The organism is Synergistota bacterium (assembly GCA_025060595.1).
In the GTDB taxonomy this organism is placed as follows: Bacteria; Synergistota; GBS-1; order GBS-1; family GBS-1; genus 42-11.
The window spans coordinates 219,227-243,876 of record JANXBX010000001.1 but is presented as its reverse complement, the minus strand read 5'-3'; the positions used below and the strand labels follow the sequence as shown (position 1 = coordinate 243,876).

Genomic DNA, 24,650 nt, shown 5'->3' with positions numbered 1-24,650 from the left:
ATTTTTTATCAGAAGTGGTATTTTTTATAGTAAAAGACAATAAATAGGATCTTTCTAGTCTAAATTAAAATGGCTTTTTAAGGTAACCCCTGAAGGGCTATTTTTACCTCATCTATAAGCTTGATCAATTCTTTTCTTGAGATTCTTAAATCTTCCTCTAAGAAGCTTAACTCCTTTTCATCGAAGTCTTTCTTATTTTCTCGACGTATTAGTTCCTTAATATAGCTCTTTTTAAGTTCTTCTAAGGGATATTCTATGTGCCTTATCTGAGATGGATGTTCTGGTATAACTATAACCTGTCCTGGTTTATCTTCCTTCAAGGGATCTCCTCGTTTAACTATCATTCCCATTTTTTTAGCGAAGGTTAGCTGAGCAGAAGGTAGCTTTCCAGCTCCGGTATATTCCGTTTCATTGACGACTATTATTTTATCCTCTTCCATTTCCATTGCAAGAGAAAAGGCTGCAGCTAAGGATGTGTTTCCAGCGGGTCCTCTCTGTAGGCCTTCGAGCTGCGCAAGCATCTCAGTTATATAGAAAACATCTCCCTGAGTTACAAGAACATATCTATCCATGTATCTTAGGGGTCTTGCTGCGTTTTTAGGGACATCTGCCCTGTCAGGATAGGCTGCAAAAGGTATACCAAATCCCGTATGTCCTGTAGTAAAGTATTTCTTGTTAAAGTCATTTGTGCTGGCCATATGTAGACCTCTTAGATCTACACTTGCACCTATTACTTTAGTCTCTTGTGCTCCCGCTTTCTTAAGTCCACGTGCGGTTCCAGTTATGAGTCCTCCTCCAGCATGTGTAACTACGACTGCATCAGGGAATCTTCCTGTAAGTTTTTGGGTTTGTTCAGCTATCTCATATCCTAGAGTTTCTATTCCAGCTATAGCATAAGGGGTATAAAGTGAGGCATTAAAATAACCGGTCTCTTCTAGAAGGACAAGCGTGTAATAAAATAGCTCCGGTCCAACAGTAAGCTGAACTACTTCTGCACCATATGCTTCACAAGCCCTTCCCTTTTCCAATATTTCTGGCTGTCCTATCCAATTATTATCGAAGCACTCCTGAACTATTATGCATCTTAGGTTTCTCTTTGCTGCTTGAGATGCAACCGCTGCTCCGTAATTGCCGCTTGTGGCGGCGATGACGCCCTTATATCCCAGTTGTGATGCTCGATATATGCTTATTGACGCTCTTCGATCCTTAAAGCTTCCAGAGGGGTTCGTTGCTTCATCCTTCAGGAATATCCTGGCTCCCTTACCTTTTGGAGCTAGTTTCTTAATCAGCTTATTTATGTTTTTAAGCTCTACAAGAGGAGTATTCCCGACAGATGTTTCGCTTTGGATCTTTCTTATCTCTTCTATGGGATATCCTACCTCTTTCATCATTCTCTCATAGTCGAAAGCTATTCCTTTAATTACGAACCTATCGTAATCTATACCGACTGCCTTTCTCATTATCTCAGCTCTTCTTTCCATAACTGCTTGGTAAGAGTATCTTTCCTTCAAGCTATTCACCTCCTAATATCTTTCTTAGCTCTTCACCGATGTTTAAGAGCTCAGGAACCGGCTCGCCAAAGTTATGTTCGTATACTGGATTTATGGCTACTAAGGTTCCACTTATCTCTCTGCCAGAAAAGGTCCTTATTTTAACGCTGGATCCTAATTTTGCTTCCTCTTCGATTAGAAACCCCTTAACCCTCATTTCGAAAGGAACCCTTTTAGTGTCTTCTGGTAGGTTTGGAGCCCTTTCCCCAGGTTCAAGTATTTTAACTTGGATTTGGACAAAATCACCTCTTTTAGCTATCATCAGATCACCCCCTTCTAAAACTCTAAAGGATATTTTTTTATTTTTCAAGAACGAAAAATATAAAGGTGGGTTTACTAAGATTAGCTTCGTTTACTTGCATGTTTTCAGTTTTATGTGTTAAAATTAGCTTGAAAGTAAAGCACTCTATGGAGGTGAGGTATATTGGGTAAGAAACTTTTAAGTGTGTTGGTTGTGGTTTTCTTAGCGGTTTTAAGTTTAGGTCTAATGGTTGGATCAGGCTTAGCTCAGCAACAGCAACCCCAGTATCAGTGGAGGATGTCTCAGATTCACCCTGTAGATAGCGATTATGACATCCGTGCTAAGGAATTTGCTAAGAAGGTTTTTGAGAGAACCAAGGGTAAGATCAAGATTGATGTTTATTCTGGTGGAGTATTGGGGGACTGGACGCAGATCTTTGAAATGGTAATGCGTGGGACTATCGAAGTAGCTTTACAACAAGCCAATGCTAACTTTGACCCTGAACTCAATTTGGCTTATTACTTCCCATACATATTCACGACCTTCGAAGATGCGGTTAAAGTCTACAGTCCCGGAGGTTGGGCTTACAAGGTCGTTCAGAAGCTCTGGGAAAAGCATAACATAAAGGCTTTGGATGTTGTACCGATTGGTATGAGCGGTGTATCATTGAAGGCTATGCCTCCAAATCCTGAAGATCCTACAGTTAAGAAGGGTATGAAGGTTCGCGTTATGCCTATAAAGCCCTGTGAGTGGACTTATGAGGCTTTAGGTTACATCGCTACCCCTATACCTTATGCTGAGGTTTACACTGCCCTTCAGATGGGTGTAGCTGATGGGCAGATGGGCGGTCCGCCTTACCAAGGTTGGCAGTTCCGTGATGTTCAGAAGGTTTGGATACAGTACAACGACTTCTGCGAGACTTGGTGGTTTGTTATAAACAAGGGAATTTGGGATAAGCTGTCTCCTGAGGATCAGAAGGTGTTAATGGAGGCCGCAAACGAAGAATCTAAGATTCAGTGGGATAGGGCAAAGCAGGTTGATGAGGAGTATCGTCAGAAACTCCAGAAGGAATATGGGTGGACGATCGTTATGTTAACTGCTGAACAGCTTGATAAGATAGCCAAGCATGTGAGAAAGGTTGTATGGCCCAAGATGGAAGAGCTCTGTGGGAAGAACCTTATGGATCTCATCTATAAGGAGTCAGGTATACCTCGTCAATAGGTGAAAAAGCACCTAGTTTTTAAGGGAAGGGGGAACCCCATATTCCTATTGGGGTTCCCCTTTTTATTTTATTCTTTAAGTTCCTTTTTTTTGATAAGCGTCTTTGTAAAGATTTCTTTAAGATTCCTTTGTACTTGCTTTAATATATCCTACTAAAATTCCTTATAGAAAAATTCTTAGGAGGTGGTTTGTTTTATGAGGCTTAGGAGGATAGTTGTAGTAGCTACTTTAGTTTTAGCTTTTGCTTTTGGGGTATGGGCACAGTCTAAGAGCGTTAACGTAGTTGGTTCAACCACTGTATTTCCAATCGCTCAAGCTTGTGCTGAAAAGTTTATGGATGTTAAAAAGGATGTTAATGTTTCTGTCAAGGGAGGGGGTTCTGGCGTAGGAATAGCGGCTCTTATCGATGGGACTTGTGATATAGCGATGTCTTCAAGAGCTATGAAGAAAGAGGAGATAGAGAAGGCTAAGGCCAGAGGCGTTAATCCTGTTGAGCATATGATTGCGAGGGATGGTTTGGCTATAGTTGTTCATCCATCTAATCCTGTGAAGGCTTTGACAGTTGCTCAAGTTAGAGATATATACAGTGGAAAGATAAATAATTGGAAGGAAGTTGGTGGGAAGGACGTTAAGATCGTGGTCGTTTCAAGAGATACCGCTTCTGGAACTTACGGATCTTTCCATGAGCTTGTCTTAAAGGATGAGAAGCTTAGGGGAGACGCTCTTCTTTTAGCCTCTAACAAAGCTGTTGCAGAGGCTGTTGCTCAGACAGAGGGTGCTATTGGTTATATAGGATTAGGATACGTTACCGATAAGGTTAAGGCTTTGGAGATTGAGGGAGTTAAGCCCACGATGGAGACGGTAGTAAATGGTACTTATAAGCTCTCGAGGCCGCTTTTCCTGTACACTAATGGAGAACCTAAAGGTGCAGTTAAGGACTTCATAGATTTCATCTTGTCTCCGCAAGGGCAGAAGATAGTTAAGGATGAGGGTTTTGTTCCAGTTAAGTAGGCCATGGAGGAGAAGGTAGCTAAGGGGATAGTTTTCGTTTCAGCTTTGTTGACGATTATCGCTACCTTAGGAATAGTTGTAATGCTCTTTGAGGAGGGGATGCCTCTGTTTAGAGAGGTATCCCCTTTGAAATTTTTCCTTGGTAAGCAATGGTATCCAACATATATCCCGCCCGCCTTTGGGATCCTTCCTATAATTGTTGGGACCATCGTTATTACATTGGGAGCGCTGATTGTTGGGATACCTTTAGGACTTGGGGCAGCTATATATATGGCCTTTTTCGCTCGCCCTAAGGTGAGAGAAACCTTAAAGCCTATTCTTGAGGTTTTGGCATGCATACCATCTGTTATATACGGCTTCTTTGGCATGGTGGTGTTAGGCCCATTTATTAAGAACCTGTTTGATTTGCCTTTAGGGCTTAACGCTTTTACCGCTTCTATAGTTCTCGGAATAATGATAATACCTTTAGTAGCAAGCGTTGCTGAGGATTCTATGTCTATGGTTCCTCATGAGCTTTTGGAAGCTTCTTATGCTCTTGGAGCGACAAAATGGAGAACGGTTACCCATGTGGTTATACCGACGGCGTGGTCTGGAATTCTTTCGAGTATATTTTTGGGAATGGGAAGAGCTATAGGAGAAACCATGACTGTTTTAATGGTAGCTGGTGGAGCCGCTAAAATACCCAAGTCTATATTCGATCCTGTTAGAACTATGACTGCGACGATAGCGGCTGAAATGGGCGAGGCTCCTTTTGGTAGCCTTCATTACCATGCTCTGTTTGCTATAGGAATGATACTTTTTATTATAACGGTCCTTTTAAATTTTATTGCTGATAAGTTCGGTAAGAGGAGGATTTATCTATGAAGTGGTTGATCTTTGAGGAAAAAATAGCCGTAATGGTTCTTAGATTGTTGGTTTTATTTGTGCTTCTTTTCTTATTTTCGTTACTTTTAGTTTTAGTAATCAAGGGCGGTGAAAAGCTAACCCTGTCTTTCCTTCTTGAAGAACCAAGAAAAAGTATGACTGAAGGAGGTATATATCCTGCTCTTTTAGGTAGCCTTTATCTTTCAGTAGGTTCTATAATCGTCGCCCTGCCTCTTGGAGTTTTTTCAGGTATATATCTAAGTGAGTTTGCTAAGGATAATTGGTTTACTTCTCTTGTGAGAAGTTGTGTAAATGCCTTAGCTGGCATACCATCGGTAGTATTCGGTTTGTTTGGTTTATCTCTTTTTGTTAATGCTTTTGGTTTTGGAGTTTCAATTCTTTCAGGAGTGTTAACTCTTGGCGTTCTTGTTTTACCTATCATGATAAAGGTTACTGAAGAGGCTATTAAGGCGATACCTATGGATTTGAGAGAGGCGGCTTACGCTTTAGGAGCAGGTAAGTGGAAAATGATTAGGATTGTTCTTTTGCCTATCGCCTTTCCAAGTATTCTCACTGGTGCTATATTAAGTTTGGGTAGGGCGGCGGGCGAGACTGCTCCTATAATGTTTACTGCAGTGACCTTTTATACTCGTAAGCTTCCTAGCTCTATATTTGATGAAGTTATGGCTCTTCCGTATCTTATTTATGGCCTAATGACTGAAGGAACTAAACCAGAGAAGCAAATTCCAATGGCATTCGGATCGGCTCTTGTATTACTAATCTTAACTTTATCTATAAGCGGTTTAGGTATATATCTAAGATATAGGTGGAGGAGGAAAGGCATAATTTAGCCAAATAATATATAGCTAATTTTGTAAATTAGGATTAGTTTGATATACGGTTTTTGAGCTTATTTTTCCGTTGGAAGATTTGCTTTTTTCCAGGCTAATATTCCACCCTTCATGTTAAAGGCTTTATAGCCCATTTCTATTAGTGTCTTAGTAGCATCAAGAGATCTTCTTCCTGATCGACAGTAAACTATGAATACTTGGGCTTCTTTTTTAGGGAAGAGTTCTCCTATTTTTGAGCCAACCATTCCCTTAGGTAGGTTTATTGCCCCTTTAATACGCTCCTCATTGTACTCATGAGGCTCTCTAACATCGAGAAATACATATCCTTCTTTTCCTAGGTAGTTCCAAGCTTCTTCAGGTGTAATTTCTGGAATCTCTAAAGCTGAAGCGGTCCCCTCAAACATCTTTAATATTATTAGAAAAATTATTAAAGTGAGAAAGACAAATTTCAATATCTAGTTCACCTCTCTAAAAATTTGTCTTTTAGGTATTCTACTAAGTATCTAGACGAGAGCTCCTCTCCAGAGATTTTCCTTATAAGTTCTAAGGGCTCATAAAGTTTTCCATAAGAAAATATGTTTTCTTTAAGCCATTCAAGAATTATTTTAAAGTTACCTTTTGATACAGCTTCTTCTAAGTTTTGAATATCTTTCTTAAGCTTAAAGTAGATCTGTCCTGCATATATGTTTCCTAGCATATAGGATGGAAAATAGCCAAACAATCCGGCTGCCCAGTGGATATCTTGTAAAACTCCGCTTTTTAGGCTATCTGGCCTTATACCGAAATATTCTTCCATTTTCTCATTCCAGATGTAAGGAAGATCAGAAACCAACAATTTTTCATTTATTAATGCTTCTTCAAGTTCAAATCTTAGTATTATATGAAGATTATAGGTTATTTCATCGGAACTGACCCTTATTAAAGATCTTTTAACGATATTAAATGCTCTCCACAGATCTTCTAATTTAATCGATTTTAAGGGTTGGAAATATTCATCTAAAACTGGCTTTATGAAAACCATGAAGTAAAAGCTTCTTCCTATGAAGTTTTCCCAAAACCTCGCCTGGCTTTCATGGAATCCTGAAGAAGCTCCATCTCCTATGGGTAGTCCGAAAAACCTTTCCGGAATGTTTAGGTCGTAAAGGGCATGTCCGCACTCGTGCAGCGTTGCAAACAGGGCTTGAGAAAAATCCCTTTCATCATATCTTGTAGTTATTCTCACATCCTTTAGTCCAACAATTTCTGTAAAGGGATGGGCCGAAGTGTCAAGCCTGCCGGAGGATAGGTCAAATCCGATGTTTGTTATTATATTGAGGCATAGCTCTTTTTGTTTGTCTAAGGGAAACGGTCCTTCACATATTTCGTTTACTCGTTTGATATTGGTATGTTTAGGTTCGATTTTTTCTAGTAAGCTTAGAAGCTCTTTTTTTGCGTTAGAGAATATCTGCTTTAACTTGTTTGTTTCAAAGCCAGGTTCATGCTCATCCAATAAAGCATCATATCTATTTTCTTTATAACCTATACATTCTGTTATATCTATCAACATTTTAACTATTTTGCTTAGGCTTTCCTGTAATATAAGGAAGTTGTTTTCCTTTCTTGCCTCTTCCCAGAGTTTTTCTGATCTTGCACGCTCCTTTTGAAACTCTATAAATAGCTCTTTAGGAATCTTTCTATATCTAGAATACTCCTTTTGGGTCAGTTTTACTAGAGCTGTATCTTCTTCAGTTTCTGCCTCTTCTAAGGCTTTGTTTATAAGCTCTCCTAGCTTTTCGCTTGTGAGTAAGGAAAATACGTATTCTGATAGCTCTCCTAATACTTCTGCTCTCCATTCGATCCCTTTAGGCGGTATATAGGTTGATAAATCCCATTGAAGTAATGATATGGCACTTTTAATTTTGGCTATTTTTAATAGCTCTTTTTTAAGCTCATTGATACCCATCTTTTATCTTTAAAATTTTAAGGGGTAAGCTTCAAGAAGCCTACCCCTTAAAGTATATTTTTAAAGCCTTAAAACTTAAGATATACTAAAGCTTCAGGGTTGACCACTCTAAAGGTGAAGCTTTCAAGGATAAATAGTTTTACCTTCGAGTTTTCTGTTTTTTCATAACCTATTGATAGGTCTTGTCCTAAAATAAGCTCAAAATCACCGCCTCTTTCAGAAACCACAAGAGCATCGCTTATACGTGGTGTGGTGAGAATCTTACCATCTTTTAATATATCTTCAATCTTTTCCTCTATAGGATAATACTTGCTTCCCTTAACGAGTTCTACCCACTTATCTATGTTTATAACTAAGGCGTAGGGTCCTTCAATTCCATCAGACTTGAATTTAGATAAGGCCTTGTATAAGCTTTCTATAAACTCCTCCTCTTTCAAGGAAGATTGTATGTTTCTTTCATTTTTATAAGCTAAAATTCCTTTTATTCCAGACTTTTCACATCCTTCGAAGATAGCTCCGTCTTCGAAAGATGCAACGTCTCTAACCGCTTCTTCTAGGGAGGATAGGTCTACCGCAGGATGTCCCCTTTCTAATTTATCAAGTTCATTAAGATCGAGGTAGAAGTACCTCTTTAGCTCTATTAAAGGAAGCGCTTTTCTTAAACCAAACTCTATAGTATCTCCTTCTTTAGAGAGCTTTTCTACTTCACCCATAGGATGTGCAGCGTATTCCCATCCAAAAGGACCAAGAACGTCTACTATTGCTCTTCCATAAAGTTGGGTTGAGAACACTTCTTTAGCTCTCTTATCTACCTCTTCCCATTCTTTAGGTGTAAGTGGAGATAGCTTTCTCCTTAAGAAGTCCACTAGAATTCACCCCCTTTTAATCTTTCTTAGTTTAAGATCTCCACCTGGAGATTCCTCTTCATTACTTACTTCCGCTTCTATCTGTGTTAATGGTTCAGTTGTAAAGAGATAAGTTTTTAAAGCTTTATCCCAGCCAGGCATGTTTCTTCTGAGCCACTCAAGGAGCATAGCCGCATGCTCCATCTCTTCGTCCCTGTTGTGTTCTAACACTTCCCTAATGGTTTCATCTTTGGTGGCGGAAGCTCTCTGCTGGTACCACATTATTGCTTCGATCTCTTCCTTTAAGCTTACGAGCGCTCTTGTGAAATCCCTGTCTTTTGCTGTTAGTTCATTTGTTGGTTCATGATATTGCTCTGCCATAATCGCACCTCCCTTTTGTAAAGTTAATTCTGAGCCGTTTCTTTACCAATTTTACCACACTACCTTATTATCTTCGATATGAAAAAAACGCTTCTATCAAAATTTTTAATGGCTTTTTGAAAAACCTATTGATATGAAGAGGAATTTTGCTTATAATAGGTAAAAAACTTGGGAGGTGAGAAATTTGACGAAGGCAGAGTTGGTTCGGGAAGTTGCGGAGAAAACGGGCATGACTAAGAAAGACACTGCTTTGGTTGTTAATGCTCTATTTGAAGCGGTAATGGATGCCCTATCTAAAGGAGAGAAAGTTCAGATAGCTGGTTTTGGTATATTTGAGGTTAAGGAAAGGGCTGAAAGAGTTGGCAGGAACCCTCGTACTGGTGAGGAAATTAAGATACCGCCTCGGAAGGTTCCTGTTTTCAGAGTAGGTAAAGAGCTTAAAACGAAAGTTACGGGTAAGTAAGTGGCTTTTATAACATTTAAGGGGAGCAATCCAGCTCCCCTTATTTAGTATTATTATATGTATAAATTACTCTTTGCTGTTCTTCTCTTATGTTTTCTTTATAGAAGCTGGAAAAAAGGGATAATCCTGTCTTTTTTGAATTCCCTGAGGAAATTAGAAGTAGAAGTTATCCTTTTACTTTTCATTTTCCTCATCCCTATGGATTTTGTCTTTCCATCAGATTTAGGAAGAGTGTCCTGTCTTTCTAAGTTTGGTAATATTATAGGAGATGCAGATTTCATTTTGCCTCTCTTGCTTTCTTTTTTATGTCTTTTTTATATCCTAAGGTTGGAAAAATGGGAAAATCCTATCCTCGAGCTCCTATGCCTTATAGTTTTAACTGCATTGTTGGGGAATCTATTAAAGGTATTATTAGGTAGAGCTCGTCCTTATATGGGTCTAGGAGAATTATCATTCTTTAATTTTCCTGAATCTCTGTTTAAAAACGATTTTCAAAGTTTCCCGTCAGGACATGTACTTGTTGCCACTTCAACTTTTAGCTGGATAGGAATGAGGTTTAAGGGATGGATAAGATTAGCCTTTTTGTTTCTTATAGTTATTGTGGCTTATAATAGATTGGAGACCAATAATCACTTTTTCTCTGATGTAGCCTTTTCCTTTGCTCTGGGTTATGCTTTGACCTTAGGTTATTTAAGGGAGGTGAAGGGATCTGAGGAGAGTTGGTTGCCTTTTGATCCTTTGGCTTTTGCTTCTTTCTTCAAACGCCTATTCTCTTGACAAGGGCAAAGTTCATGATGAGATCTTAACCTATACCAAGGAAATTCTTGAAGCCTCGACTTTTTCAGAAAAAGCTAAAAAGGACTTTTATGGTGGTGTGGAAAGAGGGATAAAAAGCCTGCTTAACAAGGTTGGGGATAAAAGCCTTGAAGAATCTCTTTTAATAATTTCTTTAAAGGATTTGGTTAAATCTTCTCTATTATGGAGGCTTTCTGAGGGGGAGGTAAAGGCTTTTATTGATGGTTTTGGTGATCTCCTTCTTTTTGGTTTTTCTGTTGAAGGGGCTGCTGAGGTGACTAAAAGGCTTATAGTTAGGGAGATAGGGGCTTCTGTACTTGATAGAATGCTTAAGCTTTTGGATGTAGCTATTAATAAATATGGTTCTGATCCTTCGAGGATAGAGAGTCGTTTAAGAGAAAAGCTCTCTATGCTTTTAAACAAAAGCAAGGGAGAGCTTATTAGGGAGGTTTTAGAGCTACTTAGAGGAGAGGTAGAGGAGGCGAAATCTAAGGCTAAAAGGAAATGAGCACATATACGTTTGATTCTATATTAAGGGGGAAGCTTAAGCTTTATCAACCTTCGGAAGGACCGCGTTTTGGGATTGAGGCTCTTTTGCTTTCTGATTTTTTGACTTTAAGGCCGAAAGATAAAGTTATAGAGCTTGGGGTAGGAACGGGAATAGTACTTCTTCTTTTAGCCTTGAAGGTTCCTGGGATAAGGCTTTCGGGGATAGAATTACAACCTGAGCTTGTAGAGCTAGCTAGAAAGAACGTTGAGATCAACGGGTTTTCTGAAAGAATAGAAATAATTCAGGGAGACTTAAGAAAAATAGAAGAATATTTCCCGCAAGGGGCGTTTAGCGTGGTTTTGGGTAATCCTCCCTACATATCGTTGGAGAGCGGAAGGTTACCTTCCGATAAGATGAGATCCATAGCTTATACCGAGGAAGGTTGTACTCTTGAAGAGTTCTTGAAAGCTTCAAGGTATCTTCTTTCTACGGGTGGAAGACTATACCTCATCTATAGGCCCTTTAGGTTAGCTGAGCTTTTATTTCATATGAGAAGACTTAAGATAGAGCCTAAGGAGATGAGATTTGTCCATTCCAAAATTAATGAGGATGCTGAGTTCATCTTGGTTAAGGGAGTTAGAGATGGTTCCCCATCGATAAAGGTTTCTTGCCCTCTTATTCTTTATAACGAGGACGGAAGTTATACGGAGGAGCTAAAGAAGATATATATGGGTGAGATATAAATGCCCCTATTTATATGTCCGACACCAATAGGTAACCTTGAAGACGTAACTTTAAGGGTTTTAAGGATTTTAAAAGAATGTGACGTTATATTTGCTGAGGATACAAGAAGAACTCGAATACTTCTTAATAAATATGGAATAGAAAGGAAAAAGCTTTATAGTTATAACAAGAATAACTGGAAGAAAAGGATTCCTCTTCTTAAAGAGCTTCTTTCAGAAGGGAAAAGTATTTCGTTGGTGAGCGATGCAGGTACTCCTGGAATATCTGATGTAGGAGCTGAAGCGATAAAGTTTTGTATAGAGGAGGGTTTTAAGATAGAAGTTCTCCCTGGACCAACTGCTTTTGTTCCTGCTCTCCTTCTTTCAGGGATAACTCCTCATCCATTTATATTCTATGGTTTCCTTCCCTCTCAGAAGGGGAAGAGGTTGAAGACTCTAAAGGGTCTTAGGGATCTTCCCTTTACTTTGGTGTTTTATGAATCGCCTCATAGAATATATGAAAGCTTGTGTGATATACTTGAAATGTTAGGAGATAGAAAGGCTTGTTTAGTTAGAGAGATAACCAAGCTTCATGAGGAAGCTTTAAGAGGCTACCTTTCGGAGCTTTTAGCTAAGGCGAAGGATCTGAAGGGAGAGATCGTTTTAGTGGTAGAAGGTAATGAGAATCTTAGCAAGGGAGATGTTAAGGAGAACATTGAGGAAAGGATAACTTCTCTCCTGAAAAAGGGACTTACTTCTAAGGAAGTGGTAAAGAAGCTTTCTGAGGAGATCAAGCTCCCTAAAAGGGAAATATATAAGATGGTTTTGAAGTTGAAAAGGGGGGATAAGGATTGAAGAGATTTTATATAACTACTCCGATTTATTATGTTAATGATGTTCCTCATATAGGGCATGCCTATACGACTATAGCAGCGGATGTCATGGCTCGTTGGAAAAGGATGGATGGCTATGATGTTTTATTTTGTACGGGGACTGATGAACATGGTCAGAAGATACATAGGGCTGCTGAGAAGCAGGCTCTTCATCCAAAGGAGCTTGCCGATAAGGTTGTTGAAAACTTTAAGAGCTTATGGGTCAAGCTTAACATAAGCTATGATGATTTTATAAGAACCACGGAAGAAAGACATAAAAATGTGGTTCAAGAGGCTTTTAGACGTATGATAGAGTCGGGAGATATATATAAGGGAGTATATGAAGGGTGGTACTGTGTTTTTTGTGAAACGTTTTGGAGTGAATCGCAGCTTCTGGCTGAAAGGAGATGCCCTGATTGTGGTAGAGAAGTTGAAAGGGTAAGCGAGGAAACATACTTTTTTAGGCTTTCTAAATATCAGAATAAGCTTCTTGAGCATATGGAGAAAAATCCTGATTGTGTCAAACCGGAGTCTCGATATAATGAGGTTTATAGCTTTATAAAAATGGGGTTAAAGGATATAAGTGTTACAAGAACAACTGTGAAGTGGGGTATACCTTTCCCAGGAGATCCCTCTCATGTGATATATGTTTGGTTCGATGCTCTTATAAACTATCTTACGGTTGCGGGGTTTACTCAGGATGATGAGAAGCTTAAAAAATATTGGCCTGTAGTTCACCATCTTGTTGGAAAAGATATCTTGAGATTCCATGCGGTTATATGGCCTGCTATGCTCATGGCTCTTGGACTTAATCCTCCAAAGATGGTATTTGCGCATGGTTGGTGGACGGTTGAAGGGGAGAAGATGTCGAAGTCCAAGGGTAATGTAGTAGATCCTAATGAGGTAGTGGATAAGTATGGGGTTGATTCCTTCAGGTACTTCTTACTTAGGGAAGTCCCCTTTGGCCTTGATGGGGATTTTTCACATGATGCTTTCATAAACAGGATTAACGGTGACCTTGCTGACAACTTTGGTAACCTTCTTAATAGAACTTTAGTCATGGTTGAAAGATTTTTTGATGGCATCGTTCCTGAACCTGGGGAAGAAGAGCCAGTTGATAGGGAAGTGGCTTCCTTGGCTGAGGAAACCTTAAGAAGGGCTAAGGAATATATGGATGAGTTTGGTTTCGACAAAACTTTAAGGGATATTTTCGCGTTTTCATCTCGCCTTAATAAGTATATAGACGAAACATCTCCCTGGTCTTTAGCTAAAGAGGGTAATAAAAAGAGGCTATCAAGGATTCTCTATACTGTTCTTGAAGGACTGAGGTTTCTGGTTGTTATGCTGACCCCCTTTATGCCCGAAAGCGGTGTTAAAGCTTGGAAAATGCTTGGTTTGGAGGGAAAACCAGAGGATCACGGTTTTTCCTCCTTAGTTTGGGGTAGGTTTCCAGTTGGTATCAAAGTTAAACCTGGGGAGATACTTTTCCCCAGAAAAGAGGCAGTGGTTGAACCTAAAAAGGAGGAGAGAAAAATGACCGAGTTTATAAGCATCGAGGAATTTAGGAGGATGGATTTGAGGATAGCTAGGGTTATATCTGCGGAAAGAGTGCCGAGAACCGATAAGCTTCTTAAACTTGAAATAGATGTGGGTGATGAGGTAAGAACTATAGTTGCTGGGATAGCGGAAGTTTACTCCCCTGAGGATCTTGTTGGCAAGGAAGTAGTTGTTATAGCTAATCTTGAGCCTGCGAAGATAAAAGGGATAATCTCTCATGGGATGCTTCTTGCTGCTATAGATAAGGAGGGTAGGCCAGTAATACTTAGGCCAGAGAAAGAGGTAGGGCCTGGAAGTAAGGTGACTTAAAGAAAATGAGGCTCTTTGATAGCCATTGCCATCTTAATATGAAGCATTTTAAAGATGATTGGAGAGAAGTTTACGAAAAGGCTAAAAAGGCTGGAATCTACAGAATGGTTGTAGTAGGATGGGACTTGTCATCAAGTGAGAGAGCAGTGAAGATGGTGGAAGGTATGGATGGTGCTTATGCTGCTTGTGGTTTTCATCCTCATGATGCGAAACTTTTCCGTGAGGAAGATATATTAAACCTTAAGAGGCTTCTTTCTCATCCAAAGGTTGTGGCCTTAGGGGAAACGGGCCTTGATTATTACTATGATAACTCTCCTCGGGAGATTCAGAGGAAAGTTTTCGAAGCCCAGCTTTCTTTAGCTAAGGAAGTTAATAAGCCTGTGATAATTCATGTAAGGGATGCCCATGAGGATGCCTTTTCGATAATTGAAAATGTAGGTCTACCTGAAGGTGGAGGAGTGTTGCACTGTTATACGGGTGGTACGAAGTATCTTGAAAAGGGGTTATCTCTCGGACTTTACGTTTCCTTCTCTGGCATAATAACTTTTCCTAATGCAGATGACTTAAGGAAAGCTGCATCGTTAGTTCCACTTGAAAGAGTTCTTATAGAAACGGATTCCCCTTATTTAGCTCCTAGGCCTCACAGAGGGGAAAGGAATGAGCCCTCCTATCTTTTGTATGTGCTTGAAGAGGTAGCTAGAGCAAGGGGTGAAAATAAGGAGAGGCTTGCTTTTCTGACTTATGAAAACGCTAACAAGTTTTTCAGAATTAAGTAAATGTGGTAAAATAAATTTATAAAAATTTGGAGAGGAGGAGACTAGTATGAGGAAGCCCATAGGATGGCTAATGGTATGTTTAGGATTAGGGATTATGGCACTTGGGGCTTTCGCTCAATCTTCCGGAATTCAGGCTCAAGCGGGAGCTGAAATGGAAAAGGTTATAGAAGAGACGGCTCACGGAACCATTAACTGGACGGAGGACTATGTTGAGGCTTCGGGTTCTGCTGTTCCCCCGACTACTGCTGTTAATAAAGCTCAAGGGAAACTCCTAGCTAAGAGGGGAGCTATTTTAGACCTTCAGAGAAACTTACTCGAGACTATAAAAGGAGTTAGAATAGATAGTCAGACTCTTATGGAAAACTTTATGGTTAAAAGCGATGTTGTGAGAAGCGAAGTGGAAGGATGGATTAAAGGTGTTGAGATAGTTAGGGAAAAGTGGGATGGGGAGATTTACACCGTTTGGGGAAGAATATATCTTAAGAAAGTGAGGAAGATTGTTGCTGATACCATGGGTATCCAATCCAAACCGGTATCACCACCCCCACCTAAGGCGAACTACACTGGGCTTGTTCTTGATGCGCGTGAAGTGCCTTTGATTCCTGCTACTACCTTTAGAATTTTGGATCCCAATGGAAAGGAAGTTTACTCTCTTCAGCATGTTGATAGGGAAAGGTTCATGGCAAGCGGTATGGCCGCCTATCAAACTAACATAAACTGGGCAACGGGCGATCCAAGGGTGGGTCCTAGGCCTCTTGTGGCTAAGGCTGTTCAAACCGTTTCTCCTAATAATGTAGATGTGGTTATTTCTCAGAAGGATGCAGATGCTATAAGAAATAATAACTATGACTTTAGAGCCGCTTGCAATGTTATAGTGGTGAAAAGGTGAGCCTGAATGAGGCTCTTACTACCTTTTCTTTTATTATCACTTCTGTTAGCTTGTCCGTTTGTGGTAGTTGGGCAAGAAAAAGGTAGTGTTACGCTTGATGTAGAGGGAGTAGGGGCTATTATAGGGGGAGATAAAAACAGGGCCTTTGAAGAGGCGAAAAGGGATGCTTTTAGAAATGCTATAGAGCAAGGGTTGGGGGTTTTAATTCAAGGAATAACGGAAATGGAAAACTTTCAGGTTATAAGAGATAAAGTTATGGCTCAGTCTAAGGGGCTCGTCACTGACTATAAGGTCCTTAGTAGATGGGAAGAAGACGGGATGATAAAAGTTAAAATGAAAGCGACAGTTGCCTTAACTAAGTTAAACGATGTTTTAGGACCTGTGGTCATTGATACCTTGGGTAATCCAGTTTTAATGGTTTGTATAGCTGAAAACATAGATGGGAAAACCCCTTTTCTCTCAGTTAGTGAGTCTACTATATTAAGTATCTTTCAAAATGCTGGATATCATATAGTTGATCCTGGTCAGGTGGACGTTAACAGGCGTAGAGAAGCAACAGAAGCAGCCTTGACCGGAGACAAATCTAGATTGATAGAGCTTGCTAAAAGACATGATGCCGATGTGGTTATATCCGGTAAGGCTATGGCGGTTCCTTATACATCTCAAGTAGTTTCAGGTCAAAAACTTTATGGAGTTCAGGCTCAACTTAGCATAGAGGCCATAATAACCCAGACCGGGAAGATATTAGGGGTTGCTATACCTTCTGTTAGAAGTATTGGTTTAAGCGTTGATGATGCTGCCATGAAGGCCTTAAGGGAGGCTGCTACTGAGGCAGCGAAGAAGCTCATTTATGAAGTTGCCTATGCTATGCTTGGCCAGACGGGTAAGGGAATCGCTGGAAGGACAATACAGGTTAGGGTAGAAGGAATAAACTTTACTCAGGCTCGTAAGATCAAAGGTGAGATAGAGAAGTTTAAGGGGGTTGTTGGGGTATATCAGAGAAGCTTTACCGATGGTAACCTTGTAATGGATGTTAATTTTGAAGGTAATTCTGAAGACTTAGCGGTTCGTCTTGAGGAGCTAGGTTTGGAGATTGTAAACTTTACAGCAAATAATATAATTTGTAAGTTAAAACCAGGAGGGGGAGGTATTTGAAGAAGGTAGTTATTACCCTTCTCCCTTTATTTTTATTTTTTTCTTTCCCAGTCTATGCTGTTCCTTACAATGTAGACATTGAGCTTTTAAGAAGATTTAATGAGGGTAATCTTGCCTTGGAAGGTTTTCCATGGGGTAGCATAGACTGGGAAGAGAAGATGGTTATTGTAAAAGGTATAGGAATGGTTCCAGAAAAGTATGAAACGGAGGCACAAGCTAAGCTTCTTGCCCGAAGAGCGGCAGTGTTAATAGCCCAAAGAAATGCTCTCTTTCTTTTATATCAGCTTAATTATCCTCTTCCTAAGGGGTATAAAAGTGTGAAGATAAAGGGTGTAGTTGGAGGAGGTTATGTGACTGAGGAAATTTTTGATGGAAAGTTTTATAGAATAGTTTTGAAGATACCTTTAAAGGAACTGTTAGAGTATAGTGTAGAGGTTCAGTAGGAGGGGAGGGTAACGGTTATGAAGAAATTTGGTTTATGGGTGATTATTATTTTTAGCGTACTGTGTTGTTTGGTTTCCGTTGCTTTTGGAGCTTCTGATAAAATGAGAATCGCTGTTGTAGATTTTAGTAATAATGTAACAGGACCTGAAAGTTCCCAGGTTGAAGCTGTGAGAAGAGCGATAACTGATATGTTTATAACCGAGCTTTGGAAAACGCAGATGTTCTCTATAGTAGAAAGAAGCCGTTTAGAGGCGATCGCGAGGGAACATAAGCTTGCTCAAGCGGGATTAGTTGATGCTTCTACTGCTGCTCAATTGGGGAAGCTTTTGGGAGTCGAAGCTATTATAACTGGTAGCATAACTCAATTTACTTTGAAGAAAAAGGGAGGAATTATTCCTATTCCTCAGCTTGGCGGGATAGCTGTAGGGGAGTCAGAAGCTAATGTTACTTTAGACATCAGAATGATAAGTGTGGAGACTGGTGAAATATTACTTGTGGCTAAAGAAACAGGTCAGGCTACTCGTAGTGCTGGTGGGATAGCCTTTGGGGGATTACTGTATGGCCAAAGCGAGGAGGAAGGAATACTTGCTGCTGCTACACGTCAATGTATAGAAAAGATAGTTAAAAAAATCGGGGCCATGAGAGCACGTGGTGGGAAAATGATATATCATGTGATAAGGGATGAGGGGAACAGAGTTTATATAGATGCAGGAGAAGCTAATGCGGGTGTAACGGTTGGAAGTTATTTTGCAGTTTATATCGAGGGTGAGCCTATACGTGGCATTAGAGGAGAGCTTCTTGGTGTTGAAAAGTATTATATAGCTATTCTTCAAGTTGAGGAGGTTTTCCCCCAATATTCCATAGCAAGTGTAATCAAGGGTAAGGGAGTCATGAGAGGAGATAAAGTCGAGCCAATATTTGATGCTTCTGCTATAGAGAATATAAAGCTAAGGCCAAGGTTAACAGTTGGCCCTGAAACTACTCCAAGCTCTGCTGGAAGTGTACTTCCGCCACCTCCGCCATCTTCACAACCGCCATCACAGCAAGGAGGAGGTACTCAGCCACCACCGCCGCCACCGCCTCCACCACCATCTCAGAGTAGCTCCATACTTAATACGGGGACAACTATAGAGGTAATAGAGCTATGGCCTATAGATCAAGGTTTAAAAACTAATCTTATAAGGTTGCACAAAGCTGGTTACTACAATTATTCTAAGGGAAATTATTCTCTTGCAATTCAGAACTATAAGCTTGCTTTTGATGCTTATAATGGTAACTATGTAGCTTGCTATTGGTTAGGCAGAGTATATTACGAAATGGGAAGGAAAGACGAGGGAATAAAGTGGTGGAAAAAGGCGCTTACTATTAATCCTAACTATGAGCCTGTAAAGAGTAAGCTTAAGGAAGTAGGTGCTATGTAATGAGAAGACTAATAATCCTCTTAGTTTTTCTTTTTGCTTTTGTAGGGGAGGCCTTTGCTTCTCTTCCTAGGGATGGAAGAGTTGCGGTTATATTTAATAACTCTCTTGCTGAGTCGAAAGTTATGGAAGCCCTTATAAATGCGGGTTATAATGTGGTTGAAAGGGATCAGCTTGAGAGTATAAAGAAAAGTCAAGCGGCTATACTTGCTCTTCAAGGTAATGCTGAAGCAATAATGAAGTTAGGAAGTACCTATAATATCGCATATTTTGTTAGAGGTAGAGCTCAGCTTGAGGAGCCGCGTTTAAACGAGTTTAACTTATACACAGCTACAGCTTCTCTTTCCATCCAAGCTTATAGGGCAAAGGATGCTCGTTTTTTGTTGAGTCAAGCCTTTTCTGCTAAAGCGGTTGGTTATACTGGTGAAGAAGCACAACGTAAGGCTCTTATAGATGCGGCGTCAAAAGCTGCTTCCTTTTTAATAGGAGCTCAACAACCAGGGGATTTTTCTGGAATAGCTCGTGTTGTTTTAAGGGGTGCTTCTGACTATGGCTTGGTTAATAGCGTTTATGAGAAGATTAGAGGATTTCCTGGTGCTCGAAACGTCAGAATAACCTCATATGGTGGAGGACAGGCGGTCATAGAGTTCCTCTACTCTGGGGATGTAAATAGTGTTGCCCAGAGCTTGAAGGTAGCTGGTCTACCAATTAATGTAGTTTCTGTTCAAGGTAGCACTATTTATGTAGATTGTTATTAAAAGCATGGTCGGGGTGACCGGACTCGAACCGGTGACCTCCTGCTCCCGAAGCAGGCGCGCTAACCAGTCTGCGCTACACCCCGACCTGCGCTTATTTTACCTTAAGCTCCGTTTCTGGTCAAGGTTAAAAGCTTTTCCTCTATTTGAAGAAGCGCTGTTATGGCATTCTTTAGTGTAGTTGCGGTAGATTTAAGTTCCTCTGCTAGGATATTGCATCTTTCAATGGTTTCTTTTATGTTTTCTACAGGATCTTTGAGAGATAATATATTTTGTTTCAAATAGTTTAAGGTGTTTGATATCTCACCGGCTGAACTTGAGCTTTGGTCTGCAAGTTTGCTTACTTCGCTTGCGACAACGGCGAAGCCTCTACCCAATTCTCCTGCTCTTGCTGCCTCAATGGATGCATTAAGACCTATCATTTTAGTCTGTTTTGCTATTCCTTGTATAGATTTAATTATACCGTTGAGCTTTTCAGCTTCGTTTATAAGATTTTCTATTCTGCTTGTTAGAAATGTAGATACGTTTTTAACTTCCTCTGTTTCTTTAGGTAACGTTTCCGAAAGTTTTAAAACAGCTGGTAGAGAGTATTCTATACTTCCTTTTGTTTCGCTTAGAAGTTTTATTTGCTCTATTAATAGCTCCTTTTCTTTCTCTTCGCGCTCTATTATATCCCATATGAATCTTGCATCTTTTGATTTAATCAAGCTTACGTGAGGCGCTCTTTTTCTTTCCACTTCTTCTACTACCTCTTCTTTTCCAGTTACTTCTATTATTAGGTCATGAGGACGGGACAAAAGCTCATCTAGCTTAGTAGTTGTGAATATGCCATATTTTTTAGCTTCGAGTACCGCTGGAGCATCTGGTCTTACATCCATTACTCCAGATATATTTAGGTTTAGTTTTTTAAATTGCTTGAGCAAACTTAAGGCGCCCTTTCCTCCTCCGACAAAAATTACACCTTTATACATTTTATTTATCACCTCTCCCGGGTTCTCCTATTTCTATCTTTATTCCTATTATTCTGCTCCAAGGGCTGTATTTCCCTCTATATCCGTAAGGGGCTTCGTATAAAACAAAGAGAATCTTATTATCCTCAAGCTCAATCGCTGAAGGATATCCCGAATCTCCAAAGAGGATATCCCCATTTTCCATTATATATCCCTTTGGTTTATATATTATTTTCTTTTCGCTATTTTTAAAGTTGTATTCTGGGGGAGAAGCTTTGACTATTACTGTAGTTTCAGGAAGAAGCTCACCCTTAGGAAATGGAGAGGAGGGATTTTCTTCTCTTAGTCCTAAGTTGTAAAGGAGCTTTTCCCAGAACCATTTTTCTGTGAAATATAGTTCCACATCTCTGAAACTCAAGATTAAGTCTCCGTTAATTAGCTTAAGTAAATGAGGTGCATGCCCGTAGAAAGGTAATGGCTCAGGTTCGCTCCATGTCTCTCCGTTATCTTTGGATCGAGACAAGTATAAGGGTCCTATGTCTGTTCTTAAGACACAAATAAGCTCTTTTTCATTTACCTTAGCTATTGCTGGTTCGTAGAAGTTTATTCTAAATTTGTTTCCATTAACTATAACTATCGGTTTTTCCTCCCAAGTTTCCCCATAGTTTTCGCTTATTATAAGAAATGCTGATGAGTAACTTTCACTTAATGTTCCATAAGCTGGAAGAAAAAGAAGACCCTTTTCTGCTTCCAGTATCTTGTCTGATGTTGCTCCGTTAAAAAAGACTAAGCGTGGATCTTCCCATGTTTCTCCATTATCATTGCTTATAGATATATAAATCGAGCTGGTTGGATTATCTCTGTCTCCTTCTCCCCAGTGAAACCAGCTTAATATCATTTTCCCATTTGAGAGGGCTTTAATAGAGGGATCCCTATCATCGGAAAGAAGCCTGTATTCTCCTTCATATTTGATAAATCTTCCTGGTATATGGAGAGCTTCTTTTGTTTCCCAGGTTTTGCCCTTGTCCTTGCTTCTTGATAAGTATATCTTTCCGTCTCTTCCCCAAACGTGTGCACTTCCCAATCTAAATACAACTATTATGTCTCCATTGGGAGCTTTTTCCACATCTGGAAAACCAACGTGATAAGGGGTGCCCTCATATATAGTAAACTCTTCTTCAACTGTCATCTTTTAATCCACCTTCTGACTAGCTCAACAGCTTGAAAAGGATCTTTACCATATCCATCGGCACCACAGGCTTTTGCAAAGCCTTCATTTACCGCCGCTCCTCCTACCATGATCTTTATCTCTGGTAGGTTTTCTTTAATTAGCCTTACAGTTTTTTTCATATTATCAAGCGTTGTTGTCATTAGACAGCTTAATCCAACGACGTCGGGTTTTAATTCTTGTGACTTCCTTAAAACCTCTGTTGCTGGAACATCCTTTCCGAGATCTATTATCTCGTATCCGAAGCTTTCAAGAACAAGTCCTACTATCTTTTTCCCGAGGTCGTGAAGGTCTCCTTCAACGGTTGCCATAACTATCCTTCCTTTTCGAGAGTTAGTCCTTAGAGAAAATGCCTTAACTGTCTCGAATACCGAACTTGCAGCTTCTGCAGAGGCTATAAGTTGTGGTAAAAAGTAGATCTTTTTTTCATACTTTTCTCCAACATCTTCGAGACCTGGTATGACGTATTTTTCTATTATTGAAAAAGGCTCCTCTCCAGATTTTATAAGCCTTTCCGCTTCTTTAGAAGCACTTTCAGATTCACCCCTTATTATTAGTTCCTTTAAGGTTAGGTCGGAAACCCTTAACTCTTTTTCTTCTCTTTTAGGACCTATCAGTCTTATAAATCTCTCTCCCTTTTTATCTTTGCCGGTTAATGCGTCTGAAGCGAGTACAGTTTCCATAAGCTCTTTTTTAAGGGGATTTATTATAGCGAAAGATAGTCCAGCCGAAATGGCCATAGCTAGGAATGCTGAGTTTAGGATTTCTCTCCCTGGTAAGCCATGAGAGACGTTTGATATTCCTAAGATAGTTTTAATTCCATCTTTGTTAAGCCTTCTTATGGTTTCTAAGGTTATAGTTGGATCCTGAGCTCCAGCTGGTAAAGTTAATGGGTCGATAATAACCTCTTGTGGGGGAATTCCATAAAACTGGGCTGCTTCGATTATTTTGTAGGCTGCTTTAACTCTCTCTTCTACGCTTTCAGGTATGCCCTTTTCAGTTATGGTAAGTCCTATTATTACGGCTCCATACTTTTGGGCCAAAGGTAGTGTTTTCTCTAATGCCTCTTTTTTCGCTGTTGTTGAGTTTAAAATAGGCTTTCCTGGATATATCTTTAAACCAGCTTCTATGACTTCCGGATCATCGCTATCAAAGGATAGAGGCGAGCTTATTATCTTAAGAAGCTCAATGGTTGCTTTTCTCATCAAAGCCTTTCTATCTGTTTCAGGAACGCCTACATTTAAATCTATAAGGTCAGCTCCTGCAAGCTCTTGTTCTATAGCGTCTCTTTTTAAAGTTTCAAACTTACCTTGTTTTAGCTCTTCTGCAAGAGCTTTTCTTCCAGAGGGATTTATTCTTTCCCCTATCACTATAGTTTTACTGTCATCACAAACAACTATTTTGGATCTACTTGTAAGGAAAATCCCTTTTCTTAAGGATCTTTTTACTACTCTTTTACCTTTAATTTCCTTTGCAAGCAAACTTATGTGGAAGGGTGTGGTTCCGCAACAACCTCCTATGATGTTGGCTCCAGAATTATAAATTTCGAGTCCAAGTTCCAAGAACTTTTCTGGAGGAACCTCATCCCACTTTTCAGGAGGACCAGCATTGGGATATGCTATTATTGGGATTTCCGTATAGCTTGCCATTTCTTTTATTATCTCTGGAAATATAAAGGGATTAGTTCCACAGTTTGCTCCTAATCCGTTAACCCTCCAGGAGGTTAAGCTTACCGCTCCTACGGAAGGCGATGTTCCAGTTACTGTAAGGGTTCCCTCTGTAAAGGTTAAAGAGCATATTATAGGCTTCTTAATGGGAAGTTCCCTTAACCCTAGTATTGCTGCTTTTACCTCCATTATGTCTATGGCTGTTTCAATAAGAAAAAGGTCAACCCCTCCATCGGCAAGCGCTAATCCTTGTTCCTTAAAGATGCTTACTGCTTCCTCAAAGGATAGATCCCCCAAGGGTTCAATCATTCTACCTAAAGGACCTAAGGAACCTGCTACTAAAGATTTCCCTGCTGAGGCCTCTTTAGCTATCTCAGCAGCCTTTTTATTTATCTCGTAGAGTTTGTGAGAAAGCCCTTTGCTTTGGAGCTTTATTCTGTTTCCTCCAAAGGAGTTTGTAGTTATTATGTCAGCTCCTGCTTCTACGTAGGCCTTGTGAACCTCTTTTACTATTTCTGGGTTTGAGAGGTTGAGCTCCTCAGGTATGGCTGTGGAGGGAAGTCCTCTCTTGTATAGCTCTGTGCCCATTGCTCCATCTAGTATCATTATCTTTTCAAAGTCAAGCTTCAATTTTTCATCACCCCTATTATAGCTGTGACTGATTTTCTTGGTATAAGCATATATGAGGGGGAGACTCTTATTCCTATAGAGTCTCCCCCAGAAAACTTAACTAGGCTTTCCTGGATTGAAAGAGGAAAATCTCCATATCCTGGGCTATATCTTCTTGTTAAGCTTAGGCCTTTACGGATCGCCTCAGCTTTAAGCAAATTATTTAAATAGTCCATTGCAGTATCTGCAGCTGTCGATCCTATAGCGTCTAATATTGTTGCTTCAAGGATTCTTTTCTCATCTATGAGCCTATTTATCTCCTCTTCTAGTGTGTTTCCTATAGTAGTTGCGCAGAATATAACTTGTTTAGAGTTTCTAAGCAGTTTAGCTATGTCTCTACCAGGAAGTTTCACTACCTCAGTTTCAATAATATTATCTGAAAAGGATAGTATATTGAAGCTTTTCGAGGTTGCTGATGGTGTAATCAGGGTTCTGGAAAACAAAGTTAACCTTTCTATTAAAGAGTTTATTTCCTTAGGTATCTCTGTTATCCCCTTATATTCTCCTAGGTATCTTCTGACCTCTTCTATCTTTATTTCTAAGGGTATATTTCTTAAGAGAAGCTCAAAGCTCATGTATCATATT

General features: G+C 39.8%; 26 protein-coding genes and 1 tRNA gene. 16 read left to right on the top strand and 11 right to left on the bottom strand.

Features of this window, described 5'->3' with window-relative positions:
• Positions 1-77: 77 nt before the first annotated feature.
• Both ortB and ortA read right to left on the bottom strand, forming a co-directional pair.
• The gene (ortB, locus tag NZ900_01295; GenBank protein MCS7232729.1) at positions 78-1,511 is read right to left on the bottom strand and encodes a 2-amino-4-oxopentanoate thiolase subunit OrtB; all 1,434 of its coding nucleotides are present in this window, start codon (positions 1,509-1,511) and stop codon (positions 78-80) included.
• A 1-nt stretch (position 1,512) separates the two neighbouring features.
• A complete protein-coding gene (gene ortA, locus NZ900_01290) occupies positions 1,513-1,809 on the bottom strand; it encodes a 2-amino-4-oxopentanoate thiolase subunit OrtA (protein MCS7232728.1) in 297 nt (98 codons plus the stop codon).
• A gap of 165 nt (positions 1,810-1,974) precedes the next feature.
• Here ortA and dctP point away from each other — a divergent pair, with 165 nt between their 5' ends.
• The 4 genes from dctP to pstA all read left to right on the top strand — a co-directional run bounded on the left by dctP (position 1,975) and on the right by pstA (position 5,738).
• A complete protein-coding gene (gene dctP / locus NZ900_01285) occupies positions 1,975-3,012 on the top strand; it encodes a TRAP transporter substrate-binding protein DctP (GenBank protein ID MCS7232727.1) in 1,038 nt (345 codons plus the stop codon).
• 195 nt (positions 3,013-3,207) lie between these two features.
• On the top strand, positions 3,208-4,023 hold the full coding sequence (locus tag NZ900_01280; protein MCS7232726.1) for a PstS family phosphate ABC transporter substrate-binding protein: 816 nt from the start codon (positions 3,208-3,210) through the stop codon (positions 4,021-4,023).
• A gap of 3 nt (positions 4,024-4,026) precedes the next feature.
• Entirely contained in the window at positions 4,027-4,887 is an 861-nt protein-coding gene (pstC, locus tag NZ900_01275; protein MCS7232725.1) for a phosphate ABC transporter permease subunit PstC, read from the top strand.
• The gene (gene pstA / locus NZ900_01270) at positions 4,884-5,738 is read left to right on the top strand and encodes a phosphate ABC transporter permease PstA (GenBank protein ID MCS7232724.1); all 855 of its coding nucleotides are present in this window, start codon (positions 4,884-4,886) and stop codon (positions 5,736-5,738) included. The genes pstC and pstA overlap by 4 nt, the downstream gene beginning before the upstream one ends.
• Before the next feature lie 59 nt (positions 5,739-5,797).
• On the opposite strand, the gene NZ900_01265 is transcribed toward pstA, so the two are convergent.
• The 4 genes from NZ900_01265 to NZ900_01250 form a co-directional block, all read right to left on the bottom strand.
• On the bottom strand, positions 5,798-6,190 hold the full coding sequence (locus NZ900_01265) for a rhodanese-like domain-containing protein (protein MCS7232723.1): 393 nt from the start codon (positions 6,188-6,190) through the stop codon (positions 5,798-5,800).
• Between the two features lie 8 nt (positions 6,191-6,198).
• A complete protein-coding gene (locus NZ900_01260; protein ID MCS7232722.1) occupies positions 6,199-7,680 on the bottom strand; it encodes a carboxypeptidase M32 in 1,482 nt (493 codons plus the stop codon).
• Between the two features lie 68 nt (positions 7,681-7,748).
• Entirely contained in the window at positions 7,749-8,546 is a 798-nt protein-coding gene (locus NZ900_01255; GenBank protein ID MCS7232721.1) for an encapsulin, read from the bottom strand.
• Between the two features lie 6 nt (positions 8,547-8,552).
• Positions 8,553-8,906, bottom strand: coding sequence for a ferritin-like domain-containing protein (locus tag NZ900_01250; protein MCS7232720.1), 354 nt, complete (start codon positions 8,904-8,906; stop codon positions 8,553-8,555).
• A 184-nt stretch (positions 8,907-9,090) separates the two neighbouring features.
• On the opposite strand from NZ900_01250, the gene NZ900_01245 reads away from it, so the two are divergent.
• The 12 genes from NZ900_01245 to NZ900_01190 all read left to right on the top strand — a co-directional run bounded on the left by NZ900_01245 (position 9,091) and on the right by NZ900_01190 (position 19,554).
• Positions 9,091-9,369, top strand: a complete 279-nt coding sequence (locus NZ900_01245; GenBank protein ID MCS7232719.1) for an HU family DNA-binding protein — start codon at positions 9,091-9,093, stop codon at positions 9,367-9,369.
• A 231-nt stretch (positions 9,370-9,600) separates the two neighbouring features.
• Complete coding sequence (locus NZ900_01240; GenBank protein MCS7232718.1) at positions 9,601-10,146, top strand: phosphatase PAP2 family protein; 546 nt, start codon at positions 9,601-9,603, stop codon at positions 10,144-10,146.
• Positions 10,100-10,672 carry a hypothetical protein gene (locus NZ900_01235; GenBank protein ID MCS7232717.1) on the top strand — a complete coding sequence of 191 codons (573 nt, stop codon included), beginning with the start codon at positions 10,100-10,102 and terminating at the stop codon, positions 10,670-10,672. The genes NZ900_01240 and NZ900_01235 overlap by 47 nt, the downstream gene beginning before the upstream one ends.
• Positions 10,669-11,397 carry a methyltransferase gene (locus NZ900_01230; protein ID MCS7232716.1) on the top strand — a complete coding sequence of 243 codons (729 nt, stop codon included), beginning with the start codon at positions 10,669-10,671 and terminating at the stop codon, positions 11,395-11,397. The genes NZ900_01235 and NZ900_01230 overlap by 4 nt, the downstream gene beginning before the upstream one ends.
• Positions 11,398-12,231, top strand: coding sequence for a 16S rRNA (cytidine(1402)-2'-O)-methyltransferase (gene rsmI / locus NZ900_01225; GenBank protein MCS7232715.1), 834 nt, complete (start codon positions 11,398-11,400; stop codon positions 12,229-12,231). It begins immediately after the preceding gene.
• The gene (gene metG, locus NZ900_01220; GenBank protein ID MCS7232714.1) at positions 12,228-14,114 is read left to right on the top strand and encodes a methionine--tRNA ligase; all 1,887 of its coding nucleotides are present in this window, start codon (positions 12,228-12,230) and stop codon (positions 14,112-14,114) included. Before rsmI ends, metG begins: the two co-directional genes overlap by 4 nt.
• Positions 14,115-14,119: 5 nt before the next feature.
• A complete protein-coding gene (locus NZ900_01215) occupies positions 14,120-14,890 on the top strand; it encodes a TatD family hydrolase (GenBank protein MCS7232713.1) in 771 nt (256 codons plus the stop codon).
• 46 nt (positions 14,891-14,936) lie between these two features.
• Positions 14,937-15,779 carry a hypothetical protein gene (locus tag NZ900_01210; protein ID MCS7232712.1) on the top strand — a complete coding sequence of 281 codons (843 nt, stop codon included), beginning with the start codon at positions 14,937-14,939 and terminating at the stop codon, positions 15,777-15,779.
• Between the two features lie 6 nt (positions 15,780-15,785).
• Positions 15,786-16,934: a hypothetical protein gene (locus tag NZ900_01205; protein ID MCS7232711.1), complete on the top strand. Its 1,149-nt coding sequence runs from the start codon at positions 15,786-15,788 to the stop codon at positions 16,932-16,934.
• A complete protein-coding gene (locus NZ900_01200) occupies positions 16,931-17,377 on the top strand; it encodes a hypothetical protein (GenBank protein ID MCS7232710.1) in 447 nt (148 codons plus the stop codon). Before NZ900_01205 ends, NZ900_01200 begins: the two co-directional genes overlap by 4 nt.
• Before the next feature lie 18 nt (positions 17,378-17,395).
• Positions 17,396-18,799, top strand: coding sequence for a tetratricopeptide repeat protein (locus tag NZ900_01195; GenBank protein MCS7232709.1), 1,404 nt, complete (start codon positions 17,396-17,398; stop codon positions 18,797-18,799).
• Positions 18,799-19,554, top strand: a complete 756-nt coding sequence (locus NZ900_01190) for a hypothetical protein (protein ID MCS7232708.1) — start codon at positions 18,799-18,801, stop codon at positions 19,552-19,554. The genes NZ900_01195 and NZ900_01190 overlap by 1 nt, the downstream gene beginning before the upstream one ends.
• A gap of 5 nt (positions 19,555-19,559) precedes the next feature.
• On the opposite strand, the gene NZ900_01185 is transcribed toward NZ900_01190, so the two are convergent.
• The 5 genes from NZ900_01185 to NZ900_01165 form a co-directional block, all read right to left on the bottom strand.
• Positions 19,560-19,637: transfer RNA gene (locus tag NZ900_01185), tRNA-Pro, on the bottom strand.
• Between the two features lie 18 nt (positions 19,638-19,655).
• Positions 19,656-20,522: a methyl-accepting chemotaxis protein gene (locus NZ900_01180; GenBank protein ID MCS7232707.1), complete on the bottom strand. Its 867-nt coding sequence runs from the start codon at positions 20,520-20,522 to the stop codon at positions 19,656-19,658.
• A gap of 1 nt (position 20,523) precedes the next feature.
• Entirely contained in the window at positions 20,524-21,690 is a 1,167-nt protein-coding gene (locus NZ900_01175; GenBank protein ID MCS7232706.1) for a glycoside hydrolase, read from the bottom strand.
• Complete coding sequence (locus NZ900_01170; GenBank protein MCS7232705.1) at positions 21,687-24,026, bottom strand: homocysteine S-methyltransferase family protein; 2,340 nt, start codon at positions 24,024-24,026, stop codon at positions 21,687-21,689. The genes NZ900_01175 and NZ900_01170 overlap by 4 nt, the downstream gene beginning before the upstream one ends.
• Complete coding sequence (locus NZ900_01165) at positions 24,023-24,640, bottom strand: methionine synthase (protein ID MCS7232704.1); 618 nt, start codon at positions 24,638-24,640, stop codon at positions 24,023-24,025. The genes NZ900_01170 and NZ900_01165 overlap by 4 nt, the downstream gene beginning before the upstream one ends.
• Positions 24,641-24,650 lie beyond the last annotated feature (10 nt).